We start from the raw sequence: 10,984 nt of genomic DNA on the forward strand, positions 1-10,984 counted from the left end.
TGTGCGCCTGCGGCAAGTACGTAGTGCTTTTTGTCCACCCGCGACGTCTGGAAATGACGCCGGTCAATGCGCGATGGCAGCGCGAGCCTTGCAATGGGCGGCCCGCAACGACTCTTGGCCGAGACATGATTAACGCAGTCCAGACCCGCATTCCCCACCGCAAAGTCATCCGCAGCTGGCTCGTGTCGATTGCCAGGCCAGGCTACCTGCCCGCGTTGTGGAGGGTGGCACTGGACAGCGCGCTGCTGGCCGTGCTGCTCGTGGCGGCCGTGTCCCTGCCGCATCTGATTCCGAGATTCATGGCGGGCGCCGCGGCCGGCCTGGTGATCGGCCGCCTGTTCATCCTCGGCCACGACGCCTGCCACCAGAGCCTTACCGGCAACCGCAGACTCAATCGCTGGCTGGGTCGCATGCTGCTGCTGCCCTCGCTGACGCCGTGCAGCCTGTGGGAAACCGGCCATAACGTCGTTCACCACGGCTACACCAACCTGCGTACCTTCGATTTCGTGTGGCAGCCCAAAACACCGGAGGAGTACCGCGCGCTAGCGCCATGGCGCCAGCGACTCGAGCGCATTTACCGGAGCGGCTGGGCGCCGGGCCTGTACTACCTGGTTGAAATCTGGTGGTCGCGGATGTTTTTCCCCAATGCCCGCTTCATGCCGACCCGACGCAGGATCTTCGTGCTGGACTCGTTGCTGGTCAGCGCCGTCGCGCTGGGCTGGATCGTCACTCTCGGCGTCGTAGCGCAGCTTCGCGGAGATTCGATCCTGCTGGCGCTGCTGACCGGCTTTGTGCTGCCGCAGTTAGTCTGGAACTGCCTGATCGGTTTCATCGTCTACGTTCACCACACCCATCCGGGCATCCAGTGGCACGAGGACAAGGCGCGCTGGTCGGCCGCCCAGCCCTTCGTTTCGACCACGGTGCATCTCCAGTTCAAAAAGTGCTGGGGCTTCGACGCGGGCTCGTTTCTGCATCACATCACGGAGCACACGGCCCACCACGTCGACATGACCATTCCGCTGTATCACCTGAAGCAGGCGCAGCGGATTCTCGAGGCGCGCATGCCCGGCCAGATCGTGGTGCAGACCTTCTCATGGCCGTGGTACTTCGATACGGCGGCTCGCTGCAAGCTGTATGACTATCGGCGCCAGTGCTGGACCGATTTCGATGGCCATCCGACGGCGATGCTGCAGAACCGCGATGCAGTGGATTCAGTCGAGGCCGGTGTTCGATGAATTGCCTAACCGGCCTATGAGCAGCGCCTGAAGACCAAGGACGCAGCGCCTCTTGGGACTCAAGCCCAGGCGGCGGTCATCACCTGGTGGTCCGAGTCCAGCTCTCTCTCGTAGTGCGCATCCAGCAGGGCGGTACGCAGCTGTTGCAGCGCCTTGTTCTGTATTTGACGGATGCGCTCCGCCGACACCGCATGGATACTCGCCAGTTCTTCCAGGCCCATCGGCTTGTCTTCGGTGAGCCAGCGGCGGCTGACGATGTCCAGCGAGCGCGCATCCAGTGTGGCGAGCGCCGTCTTCAGGCAACTTTTCTGGTAAGCGGTCCATTCCTGCTGAACCAGGCGGCCGAGCCCGTCGTCGGGCGCGACGAGTTCGCGCGGATCGGAGGTTTCGCTGTGCTGCGGCTTGTCCAACTCATAGTCCGACGCGGCGAAGCGGGCTTCCATTCCCAGTACTTCCTGCGGCGTGACCTTCAGATCGGCCGCGATGGCGGCGGCCTCGGGTGGCGAAAGCCAGCCCAGATTCCGCTTGCGGCTGCGCAGACCGAAGAACAGCTTGCGTTGCGCCCGTGTCGTGGCCATTTTCACGATCCGCCAGTTCTTCAACACGAACTCGTGAATCTCCGACTTGATCCAGTGGACCGAGAAGGAAATCAGTCGCACGCCCTTGGAGGGATCAAAGCGCGGGACGGCGCGCAACAAGCCGACATTGCCCTGCTGGATCAGATCGGCAAACGGCAGCCCATAGTCCAGAAAACCACGCGCGATGTAGACGACGAAGCGCAGATGGGAAAGCACGAGCGTTCTGGCCGCTGCGGCGTCCCGATCACCGCACATCCGCCTGACCAGCTCGGACTCCTCCTCGGCCGAGAGCACGGGAATCTGGCTCACCGTCTGCAGGTAGGCGTCGAGGCTGGCCGCCGACAGCACCGGCAATGAACGCTCGAAGCGGCCAGGCGGCTGCGGGATATCCATCATCGACATGGTCGGCTCGACTGCCGTTCAGTGCTTCAGCGATTTGCGGATGTCCTGCAAGCTGTCCCGCACCGTCTCGAACAGCAGCTGGGCTGCCGTCGATATCTCGACACCGGACCGATCGACCGATTCCCTCGCCGCATTGATGTCGCTCATGACGTGAGCCCAGCTGACTTCGGCGCGGTCCCAATGATCCTTGGCTTCCGCCTTGAACAGATGGGCCTGCAGCTTGAGTTCATCGCGGATCTGCGCGACGGCGTCGACTTCAGCACGGGTAATCAGCTTGAGCATGGACATGGCGGTGTTCCTCTTCGTGGATGGACGAATGGTGCCGCGCCACACCACGCCGCGCATTGACCTGCGTCAGCGAGCGCGCCTCAGTGGCGCACTACTCGCCCTTGAGTGTCGCGAGGGCTTGCACCAGTTGCGCCAGGGAGCGCGCTTCCATCTTCTCCATCACATGGGCGCGATGTAACTCGACCGTGCGTTCGCTGATTCCCAGGTCCGATGCGATGCTCTTGTTGGCCTGCCCTTTCACCAGGCCGTCCAGTACCGATCGCTCGCGGGCAGTGAGTCGCGCCAGCCGCTGCTTCAGCAGCAGCACATGACGCCGATGTTCGCGATTGTGGCCATCCAGCTCCAGCGCCTCGCTGATCCGATCGAGCAGATACTGATCGTTGAACGGTTTCTGGATGAAGTCGAAGGCGCCGCGCTTCATCGCCCGGACGGCCATCGGCACATCGCCGTGACCGGTCAGCAGGATCACCGGTAGCAGGATCTCGCGCTGCTGCAGGCGCTCCTGAAGATCGAGTCCACTGATGCCCGGCATGCGCACATCCAGCAGCAGGCAACCCGGCGCCGCCGGATCGATCTCGGCGAGGAACGCCTGGGCGCTGGCAAAAAGCTGGGCGCGCAGGCCGCCGGAGGCGAGGAGCACCCTGAGGCCCGAGCGGACCCCTTCGTCGTCGTCGACAACAAAAACCGTGGCATCGGTCGTCACGCCGCTATTGTCGCGCCAAAGGCAGCCAGAACGAAAACCGTGCTCCGACCGGGTCCAGCCTTTCGGCGAGGATGTGGCCCGAATGAGCCTCCAGGATCGACTGGCAAATGGACAGGCCCTGGCCGAGACCGTTCGTCTTGGTCGTGTAGTAAGGCTCGAACAGACGCTCCGCTGCCTCGCCGGAAAAACCGGAGCCCTGGTCCTCCAGGCTGCAGACAACCTGGGCGTGGCCGTCCTGCTCCGAAAGCCGGGTGCGAATGCGGACGCAGCGCCGCTCTTCGGGCAAACCGGACACCGCCTCGATCGAATTGCGCAACAGATTGAAGACCACCTGCTCGATCTGTATACGGTCCATCGCGACGCGAGGCAGCGGCTCCTGGAGATTCAGTTCCACCGTCACCGAAGCGGCCCGGCACTCATGCCCTGCCAGCCACAGCACGTCGTGGACTACCGCGTTGATGCTCTCGGCCCTGAACTCCATCTCGCCCTTGCGCACGAAACTGCGCAGGCGCTTGATGACCTCGGCAGCGCGTTCTCCCTGGCGTGAAATCTGGGTCAGCGAGTCGATCAGCACCTCCTGCAGCGATTCCGAGCCGACCGGCAAGTGGCCGAGCATTCTCATGCAGGCGGTGGCGTGACTGATGATCGCGGTCAGCGGTTGATTCACCTCGTGCGCCAGGGCCGTGGCCATCTCGCCCATCGCCGCGAGCCGGGAGACGTGCGCCAGCTCGTTGAGCCGATGCCGCGCCTGTTCCTCGACCATCTTCCGGTCGGAGATATCGCGGGTGATACCGGTGAACAGTTTTCGCCCTTCGAGCTGCACTTCGCCGACGGCCAGTTCCATCGGGAAGACGCTGCCGTCACGACGCTGTCCCTGCACTTCGCGACCGCGGCCGATGATGCGCCGCTCGCCCGTCGCCAGATAACGCCCGAGGTTCGCATCGTGCTGGCTCCGGTACGGCTTGGGCATCAACCGGCTGATGTTCGAACCCAGCACATCCGGCGCCGCATAGCCGAAGATTCGCTCGGCGGCCTGGTTGAAGGATTCGATGCGCCCGCGCTCGTCGATCGTGATGATTCCGTCGATCGCGGTATCCAGGATCGCACGATAAAGCTCCAGCGATTCCTGCAGCCGGCCGGCGAGCGACGCCGAGTCGCGCAGGGCCGCCAATAGCGGTACACCGCCTGATTCCAGCTCGTCGGGCAGAGCCATCGCGACTCAGAGCGTCGGAGAATGAAGTGCGGGTGTTGCAGCAAGCCGCAGGTGCCGATCGAACACCATCGCCACCACGCGCAGCAGTGCGCGGCCCTGCTCCTCGACCTTGAGCCCCCAGTCGCCGTAGGACATCCAATCCTGTTGCGGATCGAGCTGCCGGAGACGCTGCATTTCGGTTTCAAAACGAGCTGGCAGTTCGACACCATGACGGCCTTCGATCTGCTGGAAATCGACTTTGCCGGTGCACATGATGGCCTCGATGACGTCGGCGCGAAGCCGGTCGTCGTCATTCGGACGATAGCCCCGCATCAGCGGCAGACGCCCGCCTTCCACGGCCGCCAGGTAGCGGTCGAGATCGCTGTTGTTTTGCGCGAAGCAGCCGTCGAGCTTGGAGATCGCGCTGACGCCGATGCCGATCAGATCGCAGTTCGACTGCGTCGAATAGCCTTGAAAATTCCGATGCAGCGAACCGTCGCGCAGCGCCACGCTCAAGGGATCGTCCGGCAAGGCATAGTGATCCAGGCCGATGGCGACATAGCCCGCCGCCTGCAGCCGGCTCGCAATCAGCTCGCGCAGCTGCTGACGCTGCGCGGTTAGCGGGAGTTGCTGATCGTCGATGGCGCGCTGGGCGGGAAAGCGCGCCGGAAGATGCGCGTAGTGATAAGCGGCAATGCGCTCCGGGCGCTGGGCGATGACGAAGTCCAGCGTCCGCGAGAAAGAGGAGAGGGTCTGCAGTGGCAAGCCGTAGACCAGGTCGTAGTTCAGGCTCGAATAGCCGGCCTCGCGCGCCGCCGTGGTCAGCGCCGCAATCTGCGACACGCTCTGTATGCGGTTGATCGCGCGCTGCACCAGCAGATCGACATCCTGTACGCCGAACGACAAGCGGTTGAAGCCCAACAAACGCCAGGCGGCAATGTCGTCGGCGCCCGCGTGCCGCGGATCCACCTCCATCGACATCTCCAGCTCGGCGGCGCCACCGACGCGAAAGTGGCTTCGTATCGCCCGCAGGATCTGCGCGAAATGCGCGTGCCCGAGCAGGTTGGGCGTACCGCCGCCGAAATGGATTTGCTGGACGGCCTGGCGCTGACCGAACAGCGCGCTCTGCATCCTGATCTCCGCCAGCAACGCGGCCACGTAGCGCTCGATCCGCTCGCTGCTCCGGGTCACGACCCGGTTGCAGCCGCAGTAGTAGCAGTTGGACGCGCAGAACGGCACATGGACATAGATCGACAGCGGCGCCCCGCCCAGCACGCTGCTTCTTGCCGCCGCCACATAGTCCGAGATCGAAAACTGCGGGCCGAAAGACAGCGCGGTCGGATACGAGGTGTAACGCGGCCCGCGCAGCTCCTGGGCGAGGAGATCGGCGGGCAAGGTACTGGCGGCAGTCATGCAGGGCTCCGAATGGGTCCGCTCAGGCTAGCGAGGCCGCGGCATCGGCCGCATTGATCGCCGTCAACATCGTGGCGGAGTCGCGATCCGTCGGCGTCGATTGATTCAGGTCAATGCGACGGGGCGCCAACGACAGGACACTGCGCCCCATCGACCACGCCTTCGACGGAATACCGCATGTCAGCCAGTCCCGCTTCGACTCCACTCCAATACGACGACGAGGTGGTGCGACGCTTCGCGCTCACCACCGTCCTCTGGGGCCTGGTGGGTATGGCCGTCGGCGTGTTGCTGGCGGCGCAGCTGCTGTGGCCGGCGCTGAATTTCGATATCCCCTGGCTGACGTACTCGCGCCTGCGTCCGCTGCACACCAACGCCGTGATCTTTGCGTTCGGCGGCTCGGGCCTGTTCGCCACCAGCTACTACATCGTGCAGCGGACCTGCCATACGGCGCTGTTCCTGCCCCGGCTGGCGATGTTCACGTTCTGGGGCTGGCAGGCGGTGATCGTCGCCGCGGCGATCACGCTGCCGATGGGCATCACCCAGGGCAAGGAATACGCCGAACTGGAGTGGCCGATCGATCTGCTGATCGCGATCGTCTGGGTGTCTTACGCCGTGGTGTTCTTCGGCACGATCGTCAAGCGCAAGGTCGACCACATCTACGTGGCGAACTGGTTCTTCGGCGCCTACATCCTGACGATCGCGGTGCTGCATATCGTCAACAACCTGTCGATCCCGTTCTCGCTGACCAAGTCCTACTCGATCTACGGCGGCTCGGTCGACGCGATGGTGCAGTGGTGGTACGGACACAACGCCGTCGGTTTCTTCCTGACCGCGGGCTTCCTCGGAATGATGTACTACTTCATTCCGAAGCAGGTCGGCCGGCCGATCTATTCGTATCGGCTGTCGATCGTGCATTTCTGGGCGCTGATCTCGACCTACATGTGGGCCGGTCCGCATCACCTGATGTACACCTCGCTGCCGGACTGGGTGCAGAGCCTGGGCATGGTGTTCTCGCTGATCCTGCTGGCGCCGAGTTGGGGCGGCATGATCAACGGCGTGATGACGCTGAGCGGCGCCTGGCACAAGCTGCGCGAAGATCCGATCCTGAAGTTCCTGATCGTGTCGCTGTCGTTCTACGGCATGAGCACGTTCGAGGGGCCGATGATGTCGATCAAGACGGTCAACGCGCTCAGCCACTACACCGACTGGACCATCGGCCACGTGCATTCCGGCGCGCTGGGCTGGGTCGGCCTGATCACGATGGGCTCGCTGTATGCGCTGATCCCGAAGCTCTACGGCAAGCCGCAGATGCACAGCATCCCGGCGATCAACCTGCATTTCTGGCTGGCCACGATCGGCATCGTGCTCTACATCGTCGCGATGTGGATCGCCGGCGTCATGCAGGGCCTGATGTGGCGCGCGGTCAACGACGACGGCTCGCTGACCTACAGCTTCGTCGAGGCCTTGGTCGCCACCCATCCGTTCTACGCGGTGCGTCTGGCCGGCGGCGCGCTCTACCTCAGCGGCATGGTCGTGATGGCCTGGAACGTCTGGAAGACCGTGCAACCGCAAAGCCAGCCGTCGCGAGCGCGCGTCGTCAGCCAGGCGGATCTGGCAGGAGCCATCAAATGAGCCAGGGCCACGAGAGACTCGAACGCAACATCGGCCTGATGGGCGTGTTGATCGCGGCGGTGATCAGTGTCGGCGGCTTCGTCGAAATCGTGCCGCTGATCGTCGGTACTCAGGTCGACCAGCCTGCTCCCGGCGTCAAGCCGCTGGGCGCGCTGCAGACCGCGGGCCGTGACGTCTACGTGCGCGAAGGTTGCTACGGCTGCCACTCGCAGCAGGTGCGCTCGCTGGACGAAGAGACGCTGCGCTACGGCCCCTACGCCATCGCCGGCGAGACCGTCTACGACCACCCGTTCCAATGGGGCTCCAAGCGCACCGGCCCGGATCTGTCGCGAGTCGGCGGTCGCTACAGCGAAGACTGGCACCGCATCCATCTGATGAACCCGCGCGACGTCGTGCCCGAGTCGAACATGCCCGGCTATCCCTGGCTGGCCGAGACGCCGCTGGAAGTTGCCGAGGTGCAGGCGGAGATGACCGCGCTGCGCCGCGTCGGCGTGCCCTACACCGACGAGGACATCGCCGGTGCCGGCGCCGCCGTGGACGGCAAGACCCAGCTCGACGCGCTCATCGCCTACCTGCAGACGCTCAAAGCCTCGCCGCGGGCCCCTGCCGTTGCGGCAGCGACCGCTATCGAGACGAACAAGGAATCCAAGCCATGAACCCGATTCACGATGGACTGGTGCAGGGCCTGGTGACCCTGATCGCCTTCATCAGTTTTCTCGGCATCTGCTTCTATGCCTATTCGCCGTCGCGGCGCGGTGAATTCGAGGCGGCGTCGCGCCTGCCGGTCGGCGATACGACGGACCCGGCCGATGATCAGAACGGAGACCGCCCATGACGCCGTTGTGGAGTGGCATCGTCATCACGCTGGTGGTGCTGAACATCGTCGGCTGCCTCGCGCTGCTGATCTGGACGTCGCGCAAGACCAAGGGCGTGGCCGACGGTGAAGAAACCGGCCATGTCTGGGACGACGATCTTCGCGAATACAACAACCCGCTGCCGCGCTGGTGGTTGAACCTGTTCGTGCTGACGATCGTGTTCGGCGCCATTTACCTCGCGCTCTACCCGGGCCTGGGGAATTTCGCCGGCCGCCTGGGCTGGTCGTCCGCAGGGCAGCACGACCTCGGCCGCGCCGAGCTCGACGCCAAACGCGAGCATGTCTACCAGGCTTTCGAGGGCCGCGAAATTGCGGATCTGCGCCACGATCCGAAAGCGGCAGAGCTCGGCGGCAAGCTGTTCCAAAGCAACTGCGCCGGATGCCACGGCGTCGACGCACGCGGAGCCAAGGGCTTCCCCAACTTGGCCGACGGCGACTGGCTGTACGGCGGCTCGGAAGAACAGGTGCTGGCCACGATAACCAAGGGCCGCAACGGGCAGATGCCCTCGTTCTTCGCGTCGATGGACGAAGCCCAGCTGCAGGCACTCGTGGCCTTCGTCCACGACTGGCACAAGCCGGGTCGTGATCCGGCGGATTACCAGCAGGGCGCGCAGAAATTCAATGGAACCTGCTTTGCCTGCCACGGCGCCGACGGCCATGGCAACCCCTTGCTCGGCGCACCCAACCTGACCGACGACACCTGGCTGCATGGCGGCAGCGCCGCCGATATCCGCGCCACCATCCTGTTCGGTCGCAAGAGCCAGATGCCGGCCTTCGAGAACGTTCTCAACCTGACCGAACGCCGCCTGCTCGCGTCCTACGTGCTGGCCTTGCCGGAGCAGCAGCCATGACACGCGCCGCCTGGCCGTCCGCGCTGCGCCTTTCCGCCGTCGTCGTCTGGAGCAGCTTCATCGGCGCCGTACTCAGCACCGCGCTGCTGTTGCTGGTGGCGCCGCAGATGGATGGCGATGGCAGGTTCAGCCTGGCGATCCTGGGAACCTGGTTCCTCAGCTACTGGGTCGCGTCGCTGGTGCCGATCGTCTGCGGCCTGGCGCTGCTTGCGCCGCCGAGTTCGGAACGCAAGTGATGAAGAACCCGCCGCCGATCGCGTCGCTGTATGCCTCAGAGGCCAAGATATACGCGCGCCGGGCCAAAGGGCGTTACGCGCGGCTGCGGGTCGTGGCGATGCTGGCGCTGCTGTCGATCTTCTACGCAACGCCGTGGCTGCAGTGGGGCGGTCATCCGCTGGTGTTGTTCGATCTGCCGGCGCGCCGCTTTCACCTGTTCGGCTTGACGCTGTTTCCGCAAGATCTGTTTCTGCTCGCGGCGCTGCTGGTCTGCGCGGCATTGACCCTGTTCTTCTTCACCACGCTCGGCGGTCGCCTGTGGTGCGGATACGCCTGCCCGCAGACCGTGTGGACGCAAGCCTTCATGTGGATGGAACGGATCACCGAAGGTGACCGCCATCAGCGGCAGAAGCTGGATCACGGGAACTGGAGCGGCGAGAAGCTCGCACGCAAGGCGGCCAAACACGCCCTTTGGTTTTCTTTCGCGATGTTCACCGGCCTGAGCTTCGTCTCCTACTTTATCCCCGCGCGCCAGATGTTCGGAGCGGCCTTCACTCTTTCGCTTGCTGGCTGGCCGCTGTTCTGGGCGCTGTTCTACGGCTTTGCGACCTGGGGCAACGCCGGTTTCATGCGCGAGCAGGTCTGCAAGTACATGTGTCCGTATGCGCGCTTCCAGTCCGCGATGTTCGACAAGGACACGCTGATCATCGCCTACGACAACAAGCGCGGTGAACCCCGAAAGGCGGCCGCCAAACTCGCGGGGCTCCCGGCCGGCGATTGTGTCGACTGCAGCCTGTGCGTACAGGTCTGCCCGGTCGGCATCGACATTCGCAAGGGTCTGCAATCGGAATGCATCGCCTGCGCCGCCTGCGTGGACGTGTGCAACGAGGTGATGGTCAAAGTCGGCAAGCCGGCAGGCCTGGTGCGCTACACCACCGAGCATCGCGATGAAGGCGGAAGCCTGCGGATGTTGCGCCCGCGCGCCATCGGCTACGGCCTGGTCTGGATGGCGATGCTGATCGCCTTCGCCACCCTGGTACTGACCCGGTCGCAAGTGGGCCTGGACGTGCTGCGCGATCGCCGCCAGCTGTACCGCGAGCTGGACGACGGCAGCATCGCCAACGTGTTCACGCTCAAGATCGCCAACAAGGCCGATGCGGCGCACGAGTTCAGCATCCGTGCCACCGATGCGGCCGGCGCGCAAGTGAAGCTGTCCAGCGTCCAGGCCCGCATCGAGGCATCGAGCACCGACTCCGTGGTGGTCGCGGCGATCATGCCGGCGGACAAGGCCCATGGCGTGCAGACGCTGACTTTCGAAGTACGGGCCGACGACGACCCGGCGCTGTCGACGCGCCACGACGCCCGATTCATAGGAGCAAGCAAATGAAAGCAGTCAACGAAAAAACCTCGGTCGATCGCAAGCCGCGCGTCTGGTCGATCGAGCTGGTACTGGTGGTCTTCCTGCCGCTGGCGGCGGTGGTCGCGTGCTCGATCACGCTGTATCTGGCACTGAAGTATCCAGCGCATGAGAGTGCGATGCTGGATCGCTTCGGCCACGAGATCGCGGCGCAGAAGCCGCACTGACCATCAGCGAAAGTCC

13 protein-coding genes are annotated in these 10,984 nt (G+C 64.3%); 8 read left to right on the plus strand and 5 right to left on the minus strand.

Going from position 1 to position 10,984, the window contains the following annotated elements; genetic code table 11:
- The first annotated feature begins 125 nt into the window (after positions 1-125).
- Positions 126-1,235 (plus strand): fatty acid desaturase, encoded by a 1,110-nt coding sequence (locus ACQZF9_RS16180; protein WP_428309992.1) that lies wholly within the window; start codon positions 126-128, stop codon positions 1,233-1,235.
- 59 nt (positions 1,236-1,294) lie between these two features.
- Here the strand turns inward: ACQZF9_RS16180 and rpoH are convergent, their stop codons facing one another.
- The 5 genes from rpoH to hemN all read right to left on the minus strand — a co-directional run bounded on the left by rpoH (position 1,295) and on the right by hemN (position 5,811).
- Positions 1,295-2,215: an RNA polymerase sigma factor RpoH gene (gene rpoH, locus ACQZF9_RS16185; protein WP_428309993.1), complete on the minus strand. Its 921-nt coding sequence runs from the start codon at positions 2,213-2,215 to the stop codon at positions 1,295-1,297.
- 18 nt (positions 2,216-2,233) lie between these two features.
- A complete protein-coding gene (locus ACQZF9_RS16190) occupies positions 2,234-2,503 on the minus strand; it encodes a hypothetical protein (protein WP_428309994.1) in 270 nt (89 codons plus the stop codon).
- 91 nt (positions 2,504-2,594) lie between these two features.
- Positions 2,595-3,206 (minus strand): response regulator transcription factor, encoded by a 612-nt coding sequence (locus ACQZF9_RS16195; RefSeq protein ID WP_428309995.1) that lies wholly within the window; start codon positions 3,204-3,206, stop codon positions 2,595-2,597.
- A 4-nt stretch (positions 3,207-3,210) separates the two neighbouring features.
- Complete coding sequence (locus ACQZF9_RS16200) at positions 3,211-4,419, minus strand: two-component system sensor histidine kinase NtrB (protein ID WP_428309996.1); 1,209 nt, start codon at positions 4,417-4,419, stop codon at positions 3,211-3,213.
- A gap of 6 nt (positions 4,420-4,425) precedes the next feature.
- Entirely contained in the window at positions 4,426-5,811 is a 1,386-nt protein-coding gene (gene hemN / locus ACQZF9_RS16205; protein ID WP_428309997.1) for an oxygen-independent coproporphyrinogen III oxidase, read from the minus strand.
- Between the two features lie 177 nt (positions 5,812-5,988).
- On the opposite strand from hemN, the gene ccoN reads away from it, so the two are divergent.
- Genes ccoN through ACQZF9_RS16240 form a run of 7 tightly spaced genes read left to right on the plus strand, consistent with a single transcriptional unit; the run spans position 5,989 to position 10,968 of the window.
- Positions 5,989-7,443, plus strand: a complete 1,455-nt coding sequence (gene ccoN, locus ACQZF9_RS16210) for a cytochrome-c oxidase, cbb3-type subunit I (RefSeq protein WP_428309998.1) — start codon at positions 5,989-5,991, stop codon at positions 7,441-7,443.
- A complete protein-coding gene (gene ccoO, locus ACQZF9_RS16215) occupies positions 7,440-8,099 on the plus strand; it encodes a cytochrome-c oxidase, cbb3-type subunit II (protein WP_428309999.1) in 660 nt (219 codons plus the stop codon). Before ccoN ends, ccoO begins: the two co-directional genes overlap by 4 nt.
- Positions 8,096-8,278 (plus strand): cbb3-type cytochrome oxidase subunit 3, encoded by a 183-nt coding sequence (locus ACQZF9_RS16220; RefSeq protein ID WP_428310000.1) that lies wholly within the window; start codon positions 8,096-8,098, stop codon positions 8,276-8,278. The genes ccoO and ACQZF9_RS16220 overlap by 4 nt, the downstream gene beginning before the upstream one ends.
- Positions 8,275-9,168, plus strand: a complete 894-nt coding sequence (gene ccoP / locus ACQZF9_RS16225) for a cytochrome-c oxidase, cbb3-type subunit III (RefSeq protein WP_428310001.1) — start codon at positions 8,275-8,277, stop codon at positions 9,166-9,168. Before ACQZF9_RS16220 ends, ccoP begins: the two co-directional genes overlap by 4 nt.
- Positions 9,165-9,404, plus strand: a complete 240-nt coding sequence (locus tag ACQZF9_RS16230) for a hypothetical protein (RefSeq protein ID WP_428310002.1) — start codon at positions 9,165-9,167, stop codon at positions 9,402-9,404. The genes ccoP and ACQZF9_RS16230 overlap by 4 nt, the downstream gene beginning before the upstream one ends.
- Complete coding sequence (ccoG, locus tag ACQZF9_RS16235; protein WP_428310003.1) at positions 9,404-10,771, plus strand: cytochrome c oxidase accessory protein CcoG; 1,368 nt, start codon at positions 9,404-9,406, stop codon at positions 10,769-10,771. Before ACQZF9_RS16230 ends, ccoG begins: the two co-directional genes overlap by 1 nt.
- Positions 10,768-10,968: a hypothetical protein gene (locus tag ACQZF9_RS16240; RefSeq protein ID WP_428310004.1), complete on the plus strand. Its 201-nt coding sequence runs from the start codon at positions 10,768-10,770 to the stop codon at positions 10,966-10,968. The genes ccoG and ACQZF9_RS16240 overlap by 4 nt, the downstream gene beginning before the upstream one ends.
- Positions 10,969-10,984 lie beyond the last annotated feature (16 nt).

This window comes from Hydrocarboniphaga sp. (genome assembly GCF_965279055.1).
In the GTDB taxonomy this organism is placed as follows: Bacteria; Pseudomonadota; Gammaproteobacteria; order Nevskiales; family Nevskiaceae; genus Hydrocarboniphaga.

Coding starts and splice junctions, on each gene's coding strand:
- ACQZF9_RS16180 (WP_428309992.1), top strand. CDS start 126: ATGATTAACGCAGTCCAGACCCGCATTCCCCACCGCAAAGTCATCCGC.
- rpoH (WP_428309993.1), bottom strand. CDS start 2,215: ATGTCGATGATGGATATCCCGCAGCCGCCTGGCCGCTTCGAGCGTTCA.
- ACQZF9_RS16190 (WP_428309994.1), bottom strand. CDS start 2,503: ATGTCCATGCTCAAGCTGATTACCCGTGCTGAAGTCGACGCCGTCGCG.
- ACQZF9_RS16200 (WP_428309996.1), bottom strand. CDS start 4,419: ATGGCTCTGCCCGACGAGCTGGAATCAGGCGGTGTACCGCTATTGGCG.
- hemN (WP_428309997.1), bottom strand. CDS start 5,811: ATGACTGCCGCCAGTACCTTGCCCGCCGATCTCCTCGCCCAGGAGCTG.
- ccoN (WP_428309998.1), top strand. CDS start 5,989: ATGTCAGCCAGTCCCGCTTCGACTCCACTCCAATACGACGACGAGGTG.
- ccoO (WP_428309999.1), top strand. CDS start 7,440: ATGAGCCAGGGCCACGAGAGACTCGAACGCAACATCGGCCTGATGGGC.
- ACQZF9_RS16220 (WP_428310000.1), top strand. CDS start 8,096: ATGAACCCGATTCACGATGGACTGGTGCAGGGCCTGGTGACCCTGATC.
- ccoP (WP_428310001.1), top strand. CDS start 8,275: ATGACGCCGTTGTGGAGTGGCATCGTCATCACGCTGGTGGTGCTGAAC.
- ACQZF9_RS16230 (WP_428310002.1), top strand. CDS start 9,165: ATGACACGCGCCGCCTGGCCGTCCGCGCTGCGCCTTTCCGCCGTCGTC.
- ccoG (WP_428310003.1), top strand. CDS start 9,404: ATGAAGAACCCGCCGCCGATCGCGTCGCTGTATGCCTCAGAGGCCAAG.
- ACQZF9_RS16240 (WP_428310004.1), top strand. CDS start 10,768: ATGAAAGCAGTCAACGAAAAAACCTCGGTCGATCGCAAGCCGCGCGTC.